A 15,104-nucleotide genomic window follows, 5' to 3' on the forward strand; every position below is an offset into this window, starting at 1 on the left:
AAAACGTGCACTTATAAGTAAAGACAAAACAGAGGATCTAGTAAATATCGAAAAATGCGGTTGTGCCTGAATAGCACAATCAAAACCGGTCACAATATGCCTGCAACTTATAGTGAATATTTGTTACCGGGGTGATTATATGCCTGGCAAGCTGAATGTTCAATGGTTTACGGTTAGGTTGCTAATTGTGAAGAAAAAATTAACCCGCCACCAGGTGGGGGCGGGTGAAAGGCGGGTTACGATTTCTGTTGCAGACGGTAACCGGCGATGGCCAGCAGCACAGTAACGGCCATCACCGAGGTGGTGGTTAGCAGGGGCTGTGACAAATGCGAAGAGACCAGCAGGCTGAACAGGAAACACAGTCCCAATTGCAGCGCATTTTGCAGCGCAGCGGCTTTACCACTGGCGGTCGGGAAAATCTGTAAAGCGGCCGACACCACTATCGGATAAATCGCACCATTAGCCATTGCCATACCACAGAAAGGTAACAGTAACGTCAGCAGGCCCGGAGAGGTAAAAAAACTGACCAGCGTCACAGTGATAATACTCAGGGAATAGAGGGCAAGCAGCCAGGGCAGCAGTTGCCGGCCACTGAAATGATTCAGCAGCGCACGACAGCCAAACCCGCCTATCAGAAAAGTCAGTGTCTGAGGAATATAGCTCAGACCGATATCAGCCGGTGACAGTCCGAGATCACTCAGGATAAAAGGTGAACCGGTCAGCCAGGCAAAAAAACTGGCAGAGCAGGCGGCATAAATAAGCACATTACCACTGTAACCGCGACTGGCCAGCAGTCGGCGGAAGGAAACCGGTTCAGGCTGTCGCGCAGCAGGCGGCTGTTCAGTGGCCGGAACCGCAGGGAGACGCAGCGTACAAATTATCAGCCACAGGGTAAGCAGCATAAGTAGCAAAAATATTGAACGCCAGTGATAATGGGCCAGCAACCATGAGCCCAGCAGCGGGGCGAGGGCCGGAGATAAGGCAACCATGGGCATAACTGTGGCAAAAATCTTCTGACGACCTGAGGCGGGATAATAGTCAACCACCAGCGACTGCCAGCTGACTGCCGCGGCACAGACCCCGAGGGCCTGAATAAAACGCAACCCCAGTAATACTTCCGCTGAGCGTACCCATAACATCGCCAGGCATCCGGCGGCAAAAACAGCCAGTCCGCAGATCAGTACCGGTTTTCTGCCTATTCTGTCAGACAGGGGGCCCCAGAATAACTGCGCACAGGCAAATCCGGCCAGGAACAGACTCAGACTGGCGCTGATTATCCCGGCATTGGTCGCGAGGTCCTGTTTCATTGCACCGAAAGCTGGCAGGTACATATCTGTAGCCAGAAAACCCAGCATGCTGAGTAATGACAGATAAACTAAAAAAAATATCGGATGCCGCATTACTGTTCCTTATCACAAAAATTGGCACAGAGTTTAAAAGGGTGCACAGAGAGTTGTGAACCGTTAATATTTGCAATTATCTGTGAAAAAAATTGAAAGGTAATCATGTGGTCTGAATATTCCCTGGAAGTGATAGATGCCGTCGCAAGGAATGGCAGTTTCAGTGCCGCGGCACGTGAACTGCACCGGGTACCCTCGGCAATAAGTTATACAGTAAAACAGCAGGAAGACTGGCTGGCAGTGCAATTGTTTGATCGCCAGCACCGTGATGTGGTGCTGACTGCCGCCGGTGAGCACTATGTTCGTGAATGCCGGGGGATTATCAAAAAAATGCAGGAAACCCGGCGCCAATGCCAGCAACTGGCGAACGGCTGGCGCGGGCAGGTAAGTATTGCGGTGGACTGTGTCGTCAGGCGGGGCAGAATGCAGCAGTTGATTATCGATTTTTACCGGCACTTTCCGGATATAGAATTGCACGTCAGCGAAGAAGTTTTTAACGGTGTCTGGGATGCGCTGGCCGGAGGACGGGTGGATATGGCTATCGGAGCGACCCAGGCGATCCCTGTCACCGGGCGTTTTGCATTCCGTGATATGGGACGACTTAACTGGCGGTGTATTGTCAGCGCCGGGCACCCTCTGGCGGCTGAAGCCCGGCCGCGCGAGGAACAATTACGGGCATGGCCATCATTACTGTTGGAAGACACCTCAAGGGAATTACCGCGCCGCATTACCTGGACCCTGGATAACCAGCAGCGGATGACGGTGCCGGACTGGCAAACGGGGCTGGATTGTGTCAGGGCAGGATTATGTGTTGCTATGGTACCGGGGCATCTCGCCAGACCACTGCTGGACGTCGGAGAAGTCAGGGAACTTCCTCTGCCGTCACCGTTTCCGGAAAGCCCCTGCTGCGTCAGCTGGGCGGAAGAGAGAAGCTCTCCGGCATTACGCTGGCTCCTTGAGTACCTTGGTGATACGCAGACACTTAACCAGGAATGGCTGAGTGAAACCGGTAGTTAACGACGGTAATCGTGGAACGGACCATCGGCCACCGATCGTCTTTCAATCAGTGACGGGTATACTTCTATGGTTTGCGGCTCTTCGCGTTTATTCACAATACGATCCAGCAGCATATCCAGCGCTTTCTCGCCCAGCTCACTTTTCGGCTGGTGAATAGTGGTCAGGGCAGGGGTAAAATACCGCGCGTTGCGCACGTTATCGTAACCAATGATCGATATATCCTGTGGCACACGCAGGCCCTGTTCATCGGCAGCACAAATTGCCCCCATCGCCATAATATCGCCGCCACAGAATACCGCCGTGGGTAATCGCGGCTGAGCGAGTATTTTTTGCATTGCCAGGTAACCGGATTCGGGTTCAAAGTCTCCCTGCACAGTCCATTCTTCACAATGGGTAATACCTGCCTCCTCCAGTGCTTTAAGAAATCCTGCCAGCCTGCCGCCTCCCGTATTACGCTCCATCTGGCCGGGAATACAACCGATATCACGGTGCCCGCGCTCAATCAGATAACGGCCAGCCATGTAACCGCCACGGAAAGCATTGTCCAGTACGGTATCAGTAAAATCACCACGGGACATTCCCCAGTCCATAACGACCATTGGGATATTACGGTTCTCCTCCAGCATATCCAGCAACTCCTGTGGATATTCGGCACACAATACCAGCAGCCCGTCGACACGTTTGCGCGCCATCATCGATAAATAAGCGCGTTGTTTCTGCAAGTCGTTATGCGCATTGCCCAGAATCAGGGTATAGCCATGTTCGAAACATTTTTTTTCGATAGCTTCCACAATCTCGGCGAAATAAGGTGCTTCGAGAGACGTCGACAGCAGACCAAGCGTCTTAGTGTTATTCACCTTCAGACTTCTGGCGACGGCACTGGGAGAGTAATGCAACTCTTTAATCGCTTCCCAAACCGCTTTGCGGGTCGTTTCCGCAACAAAACGGGTCTGATTAATGACATGAGAAACGGTGGTGGTAGAGACTCCGGCGCGTTTCGCCACATCTTTAATTGTTGCCATTCCTTGAGAACTCCTGGTGTTTTAAATTATTGATTTTAAGTGTGTTAATCGTTTGCGTTTTTACAGTTTTATCAGGCCGCTAATGATGCTGCCAGGAGGGGCCGTAAAGGATTACCTGTAAAAAAAGCCTGTGCCTTACAAGGGGAAACAGGGAAGGTTGCGCAACAAAGAGCGGTAATTCTAACAAGGCTGTGCGAATAAAACGAGATTTTTGCGCAGTAGTGTGGGAATATAATAATTACCCTGTACTTTATGTGTCTATAGGAGCTGTCATGGATACGGATTTAAAGCTGGCGCTGACCACCACTATCGTTGCATTACTGATGATTGCGACGTTCAGTTTCACCGCAATACTGCATTAATGTATTCGCACCGGCAGAGGGCTGTTTACCCGCTAAAGGCACGTATAAAGCCGGAAAGTAAGGGTAGCAAGCAGCATTACTGACAGAGAAGCCGATACCCGGCGTGTTGCGGGTATCGGCTTTTTATTTTACGGGGCACGAATTTTTTTACAGTATTAAGGGAAGTGTATTTATTCAGATATTATGTATTACTGATCCTGACGGAATCACCGCGTTAGCGGACATAAATCCCCCCCTGAATACCGGTGCTGCGATATTCAGGGGGGGATTTTCAGTCTCTGGGCGGAGACTAGCGGACTGTGCTCGGGGTTACGACCCGCCGTGCACCAATATAATGCTGTTGCCAGTACTCGTTACTCAGTGCGCTGATCTGGATATCCTTGCCGGTGCGTGGTGACTGAATGAATTTCCCATTGCCCAGATAAACGCCCACATGATCAGCCGCACCGCCACGGTGGATACGGAAGAATACCAGATCACCTTTCTCAAGATCGTTGCGTTTAACCGGTGCAGCATCACGCAGATGGTACATTTCATTGGCAGTACGGGGAATTCTGAAGTTTACCAGGTCTTTATAGGCATAATAAACCAGCCCGCTGCAGTCAAAGCCCGTATGGGGTGAGGAACCGCCCCACTGGTACGGCTTGCCTAACTGATCCATTAATTTAACCATCACAATGGCACGCGCTTTCTGATAGCGTTCACGGTGCAGTTTACTCATGCGGATAGAAGCCAGTTTCGCGGAAGGGCGGCCGGCGGTCCTTTTGGCTATCTGGCGCTGGTGACCGTATTTTCTGAGTGCCGGTGTGCGATGTAACGCAATACGACGTGATTCTTTTTTCGGGCGGCTCTCTCTGACTTTACGCGGGCTGGTCAGATGCTTAACCCGGTGGATAAGGGGCTGTCGGGTTCTGTGGCGTGTACTGGCTGTTTTCAGTGGTTTTCTTTTTCGGCGGGCATCTTCTGTTACCGCTTTTTTGGCTGATTTATGAAATGAAGCATTTATTGCAGTACGTGGCGAAGCCTCTGCGACATTAAAAAAAAGCTGTGCTACAGCCAGAATAAAAAGCGTGGTCAGTAAACGCATAGTTGTCAGGTTACAGGTTAATGTCCTGAAAAAAAGCGGACAAGATTAAAAAAATAACATCTGACTTTTCAGCCAGCCCCAAAATCATTCTAATCCAGATTTTTATAAAATGTTAAGGTCTTTTTGCCGTAATCTGTTACGAGAAGTTTTTTGGTGTAAAAATGAGCGTAAACAGTTAATTAAGTCATCTTTTTACCGGTATTTTTACCGCGGGTATCCGTGTTTTTACCCAACAGAGATCATTTAACCCTGAAGGCGCTGATATTATCTTTTCGACGGAAGATGAAAAATGTCGTTTTCACCCGCGGGTTGATATCGTTACAATAACCGGACATGTCGTTTTGTCCCGAAGGAAGTATGATGAGCACTCTTGAAAAAATTCAGACGCAGATTTCAGAAAACCCGATTCTGCTGTACATGAAAGGTTCACCAAAACTGCCAAGTTGTGGTTTTTCAGCCCAGGCGGTGCAGGCGCTTTCTGCCTGTGGCCAGCGTTTTGCCTATGTGGACATTTTGCAGAATCCTGATATCCGTGCCGAATTACCGAAATATGCTAACTGGCCAACCTTTCCGCAATTATGGGTGGACGGTGAATTAGTCGGTGGTTGTGATATTATTATCGAGATGTATCAGCGTGGTGAACTGCAACAGCTGATTAACGAAACGGCTGAAAAATATCCTGCAGCGGAATAAACCGCGGATGTGACTGAAAACGATGCCCGCCGGCCGATGCGGGCATTTTTTCAGCTGCTAACTGAAAGCGGCAGCCTGTTCTCTGTCAGATCTACAACACCGGTGAACTGTGCTGTGTTTTTTCAGCATCAGCATCAGCATCAGTATCAGTCGCTAATGGCCATCCTCCCAGCCTTTTCCAGCGGTTAACCAGTTCACAAAACAGGGTTGCTGTCTGTTGCGTATCATACAGGGCTGAGTGTGCCTGATGACTGTCAAACTCCATACCTGCGGCCTTACAGGCTTTGGCAAGTACGGTCTGTCCGAGAACCAGTCCGCTGAGCGCTGCGGTATCGAAAGTGGCAAACGGATGGAAAGGATTGCGTTTCAGATTGCTGCGCCGGGCTGCCGCCATAACAAAGCTTTGATCAAACTGGGCATTGTGGGCGACAATCACTGCCCGTCCGCAGTCACTGTCTTTCATCCCTTTACGCACCATTTTGAAAATAGCATGTAACGCATCATGCTCACTTACCCCGTTACGTTGCGGGTCATCAGGATTAATCCCGGTAAATGCCAGAGCCTCAGGGTGAAGCAGGGCACCTTCAAACGGGTTAACATTGAAGTGCAGTGTCTGGTCGGGCTGTAACCAGCCGTCACTATCCATTTTCAGGGTAATCGCAGCTATTTCCAGCAATGCGTCAGTATCGGCATTGAAACCGGCGGTTTCGACATCGATAACCACAGGAAAAAAACCGCGAAAGCGTTGGTTCAGGGCATTCAGGGAACAAATATCGGACATCAGTATCTCATTGGACGAAAAGCGCAGTGGGTAGTATCGTAAAAACAGCAGTGGCACAGTGACGGCTATCAGAGGCCGCAGAAAGTGCCTGCCTGTAGCAGGCAGACACTGATGATCAGTGACTCAGGCCCTGACCTGCATATTTTTTCTCGATAAGTTCGATTTTATAACCGTCCGGGTCTTCGACAAAAGCGATAACCGTATTACCACCTTTCACCGGACCGGCTTCACGCGATACTTTACCTCCGCCCTGGCGGATTTTTTCACAGGCTTCAGCCGCGTCCTCGACCTCGATAGCAATGTGGCCATAAGCGTTGCCAGGTTCATAACTGTCAACACCCCAGTTATAGGTCAGTTCAATAACTGCACCTTCACTTTCTTCCGTATAACCGAGGAAAGCCAGCGTATATTTGTACTCGGTGTTTTCACTTTGACGTAACAAACGCATACCCAGCACCCGGGTATAAAAATCTACAGAGCGTTGTAAGTCACCGACACGCAGCATGGTATGAAGCAGACGCATATCATCCTCTTTTTTTCTGTGCAGTCATCAGACATTAATGACCGGAAAGTTTACCGGTCTTTAGTGTAACAGGGAAATCGTTACAGTGAAGCCCGCTTATCGGTCATAAACGGGTAATCGGTGTATCCCTGAGCAGAACCGCCGTAAAATGACTCCGGATGCTGCGGATTCAGTGGTGCATTTTGTTGCAGGCGTTCTGGCAAATCAGGGTTTGCAATATAGTCCCGGCCAAAAGCAACCGCATCAATAAGGCCGCGGTTAATCAGCGCCTCTGCCTTTTGTTTAGTATAGGCACCGGCGCCAATAATTACCCCCGGGAATGCAGCACGGACTTTGTGACGAAAATCGTCACTGTAAGGTGCCCCGCCAGCCCAGTCAGGCTCAGATAAATGCAGATAGGCGACTTTCCGTTTTGCCAGTTCATTGATCAGCCACAGGGCTTCGGCTTCTTCATCCGGTCCGTTGGCTAATGCCTGGAACTCACCGACAGGGGACAGGCGAATGGCAATCCGATCTTTTGCCCAGGCTTCTCCCATCGCATCGACAATGTCCAGTACCAGACGTGCACGGTTTTGCAGGCTGCCACCATATTCGTCGGTCCGCTGATTGGACTGTGCCGACAGGAACTGATGTAACAGGTAGCCATGGGCGGCATGGATCTCTGCCAGGTCAAATCCGGCCTGCTCAGCATTGGCCGCGGCCTGACGGAAATCTGCAATCACTTGCTGAATATCACTGTGGCTCATTTCCCGTGGCAGTGATGTTTTTTCCCGATAGACATTACCGTCAGCATCTTTCAGGGAAGTGCGGGTATTGCCCGGCAGTGCAGAAGGCGCCAGCGGTGGTCGTCCGCCGGGCTGTAGCGACGAATGAGAAATACGTCCTGTATGCCATAATTGTACTGCGATATGTCCCTCAGCAGCATGTACCTGACGGGTAATGTCAGACCAGGCAGCAATTTGCGGGGCGCTATGTAATCCGGGAGCGCCGGCATAACCTTTTGCCTGAAAGGATACCTGGGTGGCTTCAGAAATGATCAGCCCGGCGGAAGCGCGCTGTGTATAATAAACAGCCATCAGCGGTGTGGGAATATCGCCGGGTTCAATACTGCGCAGCCGGGTCAGGGGTGCCATAAAAATACGGTTGGGTACGGTAATTGCGCCAACGGTTAACGGTGTAAAAAGCGGACTGTCAGTCATTTTATTCTCCCCGCGGATGAAGTGTGGTTACAGCATTAACGGCCTGTCCGGAGCCGGCATCAGAGATGATCAGCAGTAACGGGTATCACCGGTCTGTTTCCGGGCCCGGGCAGGCAGAGTAAAGAGCAGGCTGCCTGATGACAATGGACAAGTGGCCTGAACGCACAAACGGACAATTTCCGGCAATGCCGGCCAGTTTTTACGATTGCCAGTGGCATGATCCGGCGCTAGAGTTTAACGGAACTGTAGCAAAAATAACCCGCCGGGCAGAGATTAGCTGGCAGGCATACTCTATGTGCTGAGGGGATAATGGCTGAGCAACTGGAATTTTTCCCTGTCCCGAATCCGTGTCGCGGGATTTGTCGTAGCGACAGCCGGGGCTATTGTCAGGGCTGCCAGCGCAGCCGGGAAGAACGTTTTAACTGGATGACATTCACCGATCCTCAGAAACGTGAGGTACTGCGCATCTGTCTGCAACGGCGCCTGCGTATGCAGCGCCGGAAAAAAACGGCCGAAAGTGAAGAGCCGCAGCAGCCGTCATTATTCTGAACCGTCCGCCGGGGCAGGGGACTAATCAGGAACGGCCTGCTGTAACTGGGCCAGCGAACAGTGCAGGCGCCATAAAATCCCTGCCAGCTCCCGTGCTTCTCTGTCACTGTTAACGGGTAGCCCACGGATCATATCTTCCAGTTCGCTGAGTGTGGCCAGTAGTGAACGGTGACGGACGCCCTGTAAACTAATAATATGATGCAATGAACGGAAACACTGATCACGGATGACGATCAGGCTGGCCGAGGCTGACTGCCAGCGGCGTAATTGCCAGACAATATGTGAACAGTTAAGCAATACCACCCCCCAGCGTAACAGCCAGATATGTGCCTGCTGGTTATTACTGTTTTTTAAACGGCTTACCAGGTGATACACGCGGGATTCAAACACGCTTTCACTGAGTCCCGGATGGAGGTGCAGCTGGTCAAGAAATACATGGCGCAGGGCGCGGATATTTCGTCGTGACTTACGGTCGTCAGAGCTGGGACGCAGGATCTGAAATGCCAGCCATGCCAGTAATACGCCGCAGATTTTGGCCACATTATCATTAAGAAATTCGCCGTAATCCCACTGGGGCGGATTAGTCACCGAGATAAATGAGCCAAGATAAACGATTGACTGTCCCCAGAAGCTGGCACTGGCGGGATGTTGCAGCTTCAGAAGATGGCAGGTAATCAGCAGCGGGAATAAAAACAACATCAACTGCCACAGGGCACTGATTTGGATCATCAGACCGAATTTTAATAACAGACTGAAAAAAGACAGTATAAGTAAGGTTTTAAGTAACCCCAGAATCGTTCCTGCCGCGACAGGTGATGACGAATAGAGAACACAGGCGATAGAGGTCAGAGTCAGTGCGGCTGCGCCGCTTTCCCAGTGGCTGTTGATCCAGAAGGTGCCCCCCAGCACAATAGCTGCGAAGGTTCTGACGGCACTCCATCCGGCTTCAGTACTGTCATTTTCTCTGGCCAGAGACGGTACCTGCGGTGGCTGAAAGCGAGTATCTGCATCTGCGGCTGTGATTAAACGGATCCAGCGGCTGACATTCAGATACAGCCAGCAAAAATAACGTAAACGTTCGCAAAACGCCTGCTGGCGATAGTCAGCATCACCTTGCTGAGATATCTGATAAATCAGCACCGCCAGCCGGTATTTATCACAACCCGGGCGTCCGAGCTCCTGCATCACCTGTGTCAGGCCCTGCCTGAGCCCGGCGGGCGCGTCCGGCCAGTTCAGCAGCATACGACGTAATCCCGACAGTATGCCGGTCAGCCGCAGCTGCTGGTGAAGAATATAATTCAGTACATTATTTTGCCGGCGAAAACGGTAATGACTCCAGAATGCCTGAATCCGTAGCAGATTAATGGTCAGGATCTGTGAAATAACCATCTCATGCGCCGCACCGGCAGTAGCAGGGCTGTCATTGGTTAACAGGCTGACGGCATGTGTATACAGTTGCTGATGCATAGTACGTAACGACTGCATCAGTTTATCCCCATCCGATGTGCCTGGCAGGATCATCATCATCAGCCCCGCACAAAGTATACCGGTAATCACTTCGCAAAGCCGTGCCTGCGCCATTTCCCAGACCTGATTAACATCAGTCACATTGACGGTGGTAAACGCAATGATTGCCGCCGTATAACCTGACAGGCAGAAGGCGTAAGCAACATTATTCTGATAATGGCTGGAGATCCAGGTACAGAAGGCCAGCCAGCCGGCAATCGTAAAAATAAACAACCAGGGGTCATTCAGGGCATGTCCGGCAATAATCAGCGCGGCAGTAGCGCCTAACAGACTGCCGCAGATCCGCCCGAGGCTCTTACTGATAGCGCCGCCCACGGTCGGAAAACTGACTACCGCAGCGGATGTCATCGCCCAGTAAGGTTCATCCAGTTGTAAACTATAGGCAAAGGTCAGGGCCAGACACATTGCCAGGCTATTGCGCAAAGCGTAGCGCCACTGCAGGCTATTAGCTTTAACCCAGGGTAATTGCTGCCATTCCAGCCAGTTAAGGTTCATCTGCGGGTCACCGGCGAATAACAATAGTGCAGGTAGTTCCTGCAACCAGCTGAATATTGTCCGGGACTTTGTCCAGCCGGATGCGTACCGGTACGCGCTGAGCAAGCCTTACCCAGGGCACGGTAGGTTTTATTTCCGGAACCAGCCCGTCGGCCTCAATATTCTGGTCGTAGATAGCGCGGCCGATACTTAACACGGTACCGGTCAGTGTGTCGCCATTACTGTAAAGTACTATTCTGGCCGGGTCACCGTCACGGATATGGCGCAGTTTGGTCTCTTCAAAGTATCCCATTACGTAATAGGAGTGGCTGTCCAGCAGAGCAAATAATGGTGAACCTTCACTGGCATAGTTACCTGCGCGGAGAGTCAGGTTAGTAATCCATCCATCGACCGGAGCATAAATTTTGGTCCGTTGCAGGTCCCACAGGGCTTTATCCAGGCTGGCTTGTGCAGCTTTTTCGCTGGCCTGCATGGCATCTGCCGTCTGGCGTGCGATATCCATATCTTCTGCTGAAATAATATTTTTCGGCAGACGGGCACGGCGTTGCTGTTCATGGCGCGCTTTCAGTAAATCGGCCTGTGACCTGGCCAGTAATGCCTGCGCATTATCCACCGCTATTTTTAGCGGTACCTCATCCAGGGTTACCAGTAAGTCACCCCGGCGGACAAACTGGTTGTCAGTAACATTAACCGAAATAATCCGGCCCGATACTTCAGGCGTAATATTTACCAGTTCGGCACGTATCTTCCCGTCACGGGTCCAGGGGGATTGCATATAGTAGTTCCACATCCACCAGCCGGCAATCAGGGCAATAGCAAACACTATCAGGGTCGTAAAATACTTCAGAAGATTTACTTTCATAAGTCATTATCTCAGGCTGAGCAAGCCAAATGCGCCGGCAACACACAGGATAAACAGGGACAGGTCCATCAGCGTCGGGTGCCAGAAAACACCGGAGTACATCCGTGCTCTGATCAGCGGATGGATCATCAGCCAGAAGAAAAAGCCGAGTAAAACAGGCTTAAATATCGGCGGAAAAAATAAAGAATCCCCCAGCACCAGTTCGGTCAGGGAAGAAAAAGGCGGATGGCTACTCCAGTTCATATCTGGCAATCCTTGTCAGCAAAAATACAGCAGAAGAAAAGCAGAAAATGATTTCTGCATCAGGCATTTGTAATTACTCCCTGAAAACCGCAAAATAGTGTAAGATCGAAAATAATGCTTAGCAAGCTAATTATAAGGGGATTGTATGGAGTCTTCATTAGGCACTGATCTTGCCAGACTGGTGCGTATGTGGCGCGCAGTCATTGATAACAGACTGAAACCCCTGGGCCTGACCCAGACCCTGTGGGTGACATTGCATAATATTCACCAGTTACCTCCGGAACAGTCACAAATACAGTTGGCTAAAGCGATTGGTATCGAACAGCCTTCACTGGTCAGAACACTCGATCAGCTGGAAAGCAAGGGGCTTATCAGCAGGCTCCCTTGTGCCGATGATCGCCGGGCTAAAAGAATCACCCTGACAGAGGCCGCAGCACCGGTCATTGAGCAGCTGGAAGGTGTGATTGATCGCAGTCGTGAAGATATTCTTGACGGATTATCCGCTTCAGAAATTTCCACACTGGGGAAGCTTATCGGCAGGCTGGAAAAAAACATTGTCGAACTGCAAGGAAAAGAGAGTCAGTGACAATTTTATCTGACGGAATAACCGGACAATAAACAGCTAATTTTTTACAGACAAAGAACCCGTCGTCAGACGGGTTCTTTAATATTGAGGAGTCTTAGCGGGGGGAAACCGTTACCTGGCTGCCATCAGTGGCGATAGCCACACGCATACCCGCAGAGTAACGGGTATTGCCTTGTTTCTGAACAACCATAATGGTGTTGCCGTCATCTTTACGGATTTCCAGCTCAACGCCCTGTGAAGTATTCAGGCTGCCCTGTACGCCCTGACCGGCCAGGCCGCCCAGTACTGCACCACCGGCTGTCGCCAGGCTGCGTCCGGCACCACCACCGATAGTATTACCGAGGAAGCCACCCAGCACTGCACCACCGATTGCGCCAATAGCATTACTGTCACCGCCTGCCTGGATTTTTACCGGGCGTACGGAAATCAGCGTCCCGTAGGAAACACTCTGCACCTGTTTGGCTTCGCTGGCGCTATAGACATCACCGGACAAATTATTGTCATTGACACATCCGGTCAGTGCCAGGGCAACCGCAGCAACAGCAGTTAAACGTTTAATCATTCAGAAACTCCTTTCAAAAATCGGCGCAATTTGCGCACCTTTGACCACGCTATCATCCAATTATAAAGCAAATTGTGCATTTTGAAGCGATTTTTGCAATTATCAGCATGACATTCTGGAACTGTGTGCATAAACGATAATTCAATCATCGGCAAAATGTATTCAATTAATTGATGATCAATTGTTATCCTGTTCACAATATAAGTCACTAATAATCAGCGGGCGGCTGACAGCCAGCAGCGCCGTAAACTGAGGTTAACATGAAGTCGGGACGATATATCGGAGTAATGTCAGGCACCAGCCTGGACGGAGTGGATGTTGTGCTGGCGGCCATAGACGAACATATCGTTGCCCAGCAAGCCAGTTATTGTCATCCTATGCCGCTCGACATTCGGCAGCAGATACTGGATGTCTGCCAGGGGCAGCCCGTGACGTTGTCACAAATAGGCCGGCTTGATTCACGCCTCGGGCAGTTGTTCAGTGAAGCCATAGAAACTCTGATGCGCCGTGAGTCCCTGAACCCGTCGGATATTGTCGGCATTGGCTGTCACGGGCAAACCGTCTGGCATGAACCGGAAGGTGATGCGCCTTTCAGCCTGCAACTGGGAGACAATAATCAGATAGCCGCCCGGACTGGCGTTACGGTGGTCGGGGATTTTCGCCGGCGAGATATGGCGCTGGGGGGGCAGGGAGCGCCTCTGGTTCCGGCGTTTCACCGTGCAGTACTCATGCATCCCGGCGAACGGCGGGTGGTACTGAATATTGGCGGAATTGCCAATCTCTCACTGCTGTTTCCGGGGCAGACTATCTGTGGTTTTGATACCGGGCCGGGAAATATTCTGATGGATGCATGGATATGGCGTAACCGGCAACAACGTTTTGACCGGGATGGTCGCTGGGCCAGTAGTGGTAAAGTTATCCCTGTATTGCTGAAACAGATGCTGGACGATCCCTGGTTCTCGTTACCGACACCGAAAAGTACTGGCCGGGAATACTTTAATCTGTCGTGGGTCGAAAAGCAGTTACAGCGCTTGCCGGGACTTGCCGCCAGTGATGTTCAGGCCACCTTACTGGAATTAACCGCCATGAGTATCGTGCAGCAAATCCGCTTAAACGGACACTGTGATCGTCTGCTGGTCTGTGGCGGAGGAAACCATAACCGGGCATTAATGGCGCGTATTTCGGCCCTGCTGCCGGGGACTGCCGTGGGGAAAACAGATGATGCGGGGATCAGCAGCGATGATATGGAAGCGCTGGCTTTTGCCTGGCTGGCATTTCGTACCTTATCTGGACTGCCCGGTAACCTGCCAGCGGTGACCGGCGCCAGAGATTTTACTCTGCTCGGTGCCATTTTCCCTGCCAGTCTGCTGGCAGACGAGTAACAGGCCCGCCCCTGTTAACGAGGGCGATGTAAATAGTGCTGGTGTTGTTTTTTAATGAGTTAGCTAAAATGACTAATGAGAGTGAACCGTTACAAAATATAGCCGACCTGCGTCGTGAATATACCCGCGGGGGATTAAGACGTAAGGATCTGCCTGAACATCCGATGGCGTTATTCGGTCAGTGGCTCAGCCAGGCCTGTGAAGCCCGGCTGCCGGACCCGACGGCAATGTGCGTGGCGACAGTCGATGAGCAGGGGCAACCCTATCAGCGGATTGTATTACTGAAACAATACGATGATAACAGTATGATTTTCTATACTAACCTTGGCAGCCGTAAAGCGCAGCAATTGGCTAATAACCCGAAAATATCCCTGCATTTCCCGTGGCATATGCTGGATCGTCAGGTGATGGTGCTCGGTGAGGCAGAAAAACTCACTGCCGGTGAGGTGCTGAAATATTTCAGCAGCCGTCCCCGCGACAGTCAGATTGGTGCCTGGGTTTCCAGACAATCGAGCCGGATTTCGGCCCGGGGGATCCTCGAAGGTAAATTCCTCGAAATCAGTCAGAAATTTATGCGCGGTGAAGTACCGTTACCGGATTTCTGGGGAGGGTACCGGGTCAGATTTCATACCATGGAATTCTGGCAGGGCGGTGCGCGGCGGCTGCATGATCGTTTTATTTACCAATATCAGAACGACTGCTGGAAAATTGATCGTCTGGCACCCTGATTTTGCGAAATAAGCTATTTCACTACTGGAACAGTTTGTCCGTGCGTTTTATTCTATGCACCTTATTTTTTCCGCCGTTGGCGGAA

The 15,104-nt window shown here is 51.0% G+C and carries 18 protein-coding genes; 8 read left to right on the forward strand and 10 right to left on the reverse strand.

Translation table 11 applies throughout. From position 1 onward, the window contains the following. Positions 1–236: 236 nt before the first annotated feature. The gene (gene punC, locus JK198_RS03970) at positions 237–1,400 is read right to left on the reverse strand and encodes a purine nucleoside transporter PunC (RefSeq protein WP_212706849.1); all 1,164 of its coding nucleotides are present in this window, start codon (positions 1,398–1,400) and stop codon (positions 237–239) included. Between the two features lie 105 nt (positions 1,401–1,505). Here punC and punR point away from each other — a divergent pair, with 105 nt between their 5' ends. Beyond that, complete coding sequence (punR, locus tag JK198_RS03975) at positions 1,506–2,417, forward strand: DNA-binding transcriptional activator PunR (RefSeq protein WP_212706850.1); 912 nt, start codon at positions 1,506–1,508, stop codon at positions 2,415–2,417. Here the strand turns inward: punR and purR are convergent. Continuing rightward, entirely contained in the window at positions 2,414–3,439 is a 1,026-nt protein-coding gene (gene purR, locus JK198_RS03980) for an HTH-type transcriptional repressor PurR (protein WP_212706851.1), read from the reverse strand. The genes punR and purR overlap by 4 nt on opposite strands. Positions 3,440–3,711: 272 nt before the next feature. Here purR and JK198_RS03985 point away from each other — a divergent pair, with 272 nt between their 5' ends. Further along, positions 3,712–3,801: a YnhF family membrane protein gene (locus tag JK198_RS03985; RefSeq protein ID WP_212706852.1), complete on the forward strand. Its 90-nt coding sequence runs from the start codon at positions 3,712–3,714 to the stop codon at positions 3,799–3,801. A 289-nt stretch (positions 3,802–4,090) separates the two neighbouring features. On the opposite strand, the gene JK198_RS03990 is transcribed toward JK198_RS03985, so the two are convergent. Next, positions 4,091–4,888 carry a C40 family peptidase gene (locus JK198_RS03990; protein ID WP_212706853.1) on the reverse strand — a complete coding sequence of 266 codons (798 nt, stop codon included), beginning with the start codon at positions 4,886–4,888 and terminating at the stop codon, positions 4,091–4,093. Positions 4,889–5,245: 357 nt separating this feature from the next. On the opposite strand from JK198_RS03990, the gene JK198_RS03995 reads away from it, so the two are divergent. Continuing rightward, entirely contained in the window at positions 5,246–5,581 is a 336-nt protein-coding gene (locus JK198_RS03995; RefSeq protein WP_212706854.1) for a Grx4 family monothiol glutaredoxin, read from the forward strand. Between the two features lie 91 nt (positions 5,582–5,672). Here the strand turns inward: JK198_RS03995 and rnt are convergent, their stop codons facing one another. The 3 genes from rnt to JK198_RS04010 all read right to left on the reverse strand — a co-directional run bounded on the left by rnt (position 5,673) and on the right by JK198_RS04010 (position 8,084). Next, the gene (rnt, locus tag JK198_RS04000) at positions 5,673–6,362 is read right to left on the reverse strand and encodes a ribonuclease T (RefSeq protein WP_212710082.1); all 690 of its coding nucleotides are present in this window, start codon (positions 6,360–6,362) and stop codon (positions 5,673–5,675) included. A 115-nt stretch (positions 6,363–6,477) separates the two neighbouring features. Continuing rightward, entirely contained in the window at positions 6,478–6,885 is a 408-nt protein-coding gene (gene gloA / locus JK198_RS04005; protein ID WP_212706856.1) for a lactoylglutathione lyase, read from the reverse strand. A gap of 80 nt (positions 6,886–6,965) precedes the next feature. Beyond that, positions 6,966–8,084, reverse strand: a complete 1,119-nt coding sequence (locus JK198_RS04010) for an alkene reductase (RefSeq protein ID WP_212706857.1) — start codon at positions 8,082–8,084, stop codon at positions 6,966–6,968. A gap of 137 nt (positions 8,085–8,221) precedes the next feature. On the opposite strand from JK198_RS04010, the gene JK198_RS04015 reads away from it, so the two are divergent. Both JK198_RS04015 and JK198_RS04020 read left to right on the forward strand, forming a co-directional pair. Beyond that, a complete protein-coding gene (locus JK198_RS04015; RefSeq protein ID WP_212706858.1) occupies positions 8,222–8,386 on the forward strand; it encodes a hypothetical protein in 165 nt (54 codons plus the stop codon). 7 nt (positions 8,387–8,393) lie between these two features. Then, positions 8,394–8,633: a DUF1289 domain-containing protein gene (locus JK198_RS04020; protein WP_212706859.1), complete on the forward strand. Its 240-nt coding sequence runs from the start codon at positions 8,394–8,396 to the stop codon at positions 8,631–8,633. Positions 8,634–8,654: 21 nt separating this feature from the next. Here the strand turns inward: JK198_RS04020 and JK198_RS04025 are convergent, their stop codons facing one another. The 3 genes from JK198_RS04025 to JK198_RS04035 are packed head-to-tail and all read right to left on the reverse strand — an operon-like array spanning position 8,655 to position 11,760. Continuing rightward, positions 8,655–10,655, reverse strand: a complete 2,001-nt coding sequence (locus JK198_RS04025; RefSeq protein WP_212710163.1) for an FUSC family protein — start codon at positions 10,653–10,655, stop codon at positions 8,655–8,657. A 7-nt stretch (positions 10,656–10,662) separates the two neighbouring features. Then, complete coding sequence (locus JK198_RS04030) at positions 10,663–11,517, reverse strand: HlyD family secretion protein (RefSeq protein ID WP_212706861.1); 855 nt, start codon at positions 11,515–11,517, stop codon at positions 10,663–10,665. A 6-nt stretch (positions 11,518–11,523) separates the two neighbouring features. After that, positions 11,524–11,760, reverse strand: coding sequence for a DUF1656 domain-containing protein (locus tag JK198_RS04035; protein ID WP_212706862.1), 237 nt, complete (start codon positions 11,758–11,760; stop codon positions 11,524–11,526). 145 nt (positions 11,761–11,905) lie between these two features. Here JK198_RS04035 and slyA point away from each other — a divergent pair, with 145 nt between their 5' ends. Next, positions 11,906–12,346 (forward strand): transcriptional regulator SlyA, encoded by a 441-nt coding sequence (gene slyA / locus JK198_RS04040; protein WP_212710085.1) that lies wholly within the window; start codon positions 11,906–11,908, stop codon positions 12,344–12,346. A gap of 94 nt (positions 12,347–12,440) precedes the next feature. On the opposite strand, the gene JK198_RS04045 is transcribed toward slyA, so the two are convergent. Then, positions 12,441–12,908 (reverse strand): glycine zipper 2TM domain-containing protein, encoded by a 468-nt coding sequence (locus JK198_RS04045; RefSeq protein ID WP_212706864.1) that lies wholly within the window; start codon positions 12,906–12,908, stop codon positions 12,441–12,443. A 260-nt stretch (positions 12,909–13,168) separates the two neighbouring features. On the opposite strand from JK198_RS04045, the gene anmK reads away from it, so the two are divergent. After that, positions 13,169–14,290, forward strand: a complete 1,122-nt coding sequence (anmK, locus tag JK198_RS04050; protein ID WP_212706865.1) for an anhydro-N-acetylmuramic acid kinase — start codon at positions 13,169–13,171, stop codon at positions 14,288–14,290. A 68-nt stretch (positions 14,291–14,358) separates the two neighbouring features. Next, entirely contained in the window at positions 14,359–15,018 is a 660-nt protein-coding gene (pdxH, locus tag JK198_RS04055) for a pyridoxamine 5'-phosphate oxidase (RefSeq protein WP_212706866.1), read from the forward strand. Positions 15,019–15,104 lie beyond the last annotated feature (86 nt).

It is taken from the genome of Tatumella sp. JGM91 (assembly GCF_018257575.1).
Taxonomy (GTDB): domain Bacteria; phylum Pseudomonadota; class Gammaproteobacteria; order Enterobacterales; family Enterobacteriaceae; genus Tatumella; species Tatumella punctata.

Coding starts and splice junctions, on each gene's coding strand:
- punC (WP_212706849.1), bottom strand. CDS start 1,400: ATGCGGCATCCGATATTTTTTTTAGTTTATCTGTCATTACTCAGCATG.
- punR (WP_212706850.1), top strand. CDS start 1,506: ATGTGGTCTGAATATTCCCTGGAAGTGATAGATGCCGTCGCAAGGAAT.
- purR (WP_212706851.1), bottom strand. CDS start 3,439: ATGGCAACAATTAAAGATGTGGCGAAACGCGCCGGAGTCTCTACCACC.
- JK198_RS03985 (WP_212706852.1), top strand. CDS start 3,712: ATGGATACGGATTTAAAGCTGGCGCTGACCACCACTATCGTTGCATTA.
- JK198_RS03990 (WP_212706853.1), bottom strand. CDS start 4,888: ATGCGTTTACTGACCACGCTTTTTATTCTGGCTGTAGCACAGCTTTTT.
- JK198_RS03995 (WP_212706854.1), top strand. CDS start 5,246: ATGATGAGCACTCTTGAAAAAATTCAGACGCAGATTTCAGAAAACCCG.
- rnt (WP_212710082.1), bottom strand. CDS start 6,362: ATGTCCGATATTTGTTCCCTGAATGCCCTGAACCAACGCTTTCGCGGT.
- gloA (WP_212706856.1), bottom strand. CDS start 6,885: ATGCGTCTGCTTCATACCATGCTGCGTGTCGGTGACTTACAACGCTCT.
- JK198_RS04010 (WP_212706857.1), bottom strand. CDS start 8,084: ATGACTGACAGTCCGCTTTTTACACCGTTAACCGTTGGCGCAATTACC.
- JK198_RS04015 (WP_212706858.1), top strand. CDS start 8,222: ATGACAATGGACAAGTGGCCTGAACGCACAAACGGACAATTTCCGGCA.
- JK198_RS04020 (WP_212706859.1), top strand. CDS start 8,394: ATGGCTGAGCAACTGGAATTTTTCCCTGTCCCGAATCCGTGTCGCGGG.
- JK198_RS04025 (WP_212710163.1), bottom strand. CDS start 10,655: ATGAACCTTAACTGGCTGGAATGGCAGCAATTACCCTGGGTTAAAGCT.
- JK198_RS04030 (WP_212706861.1), bottom strand. CDS start 11,517: ATGAAAGTAAATCTTCTGAAGTATTTTACGACCCTGATAGTGTTTGCT.
- JK198_RS04035 (WP_212706862.1), bottom strand. CDS start 11,760: ATGAACTGGAGTAGCCATCCGCCTTTTTCTTCCCTGACCGAACTGGTG.
- slyA (WP_212710085.1), top strand. CDS start 11,906: ATGGAGTCTTCATTAGGCACTGATCTTGCCAGACTGGTGCGTATGTGG.
- JK198_RS04045 (WP_212706864.1), bottom strand. CDS start 12,908: ATGATTAAACGTTTAACTGCTGTTGCTGCGGTTGCCCTGGCACTGACC.
- anmK (WP_212706865.1), top strand. CDS start 13,169: ATGAAGTCGGGACGATATATCGGAGTAATGTCAGGCACCAGCCTGGAC.
- pdxH (WP_212706866.1), top strand. CDS start 14,359: ATGACTAATGAGAGTGAACCGTTACAAAATATAGCCGACCTGCGTCGT.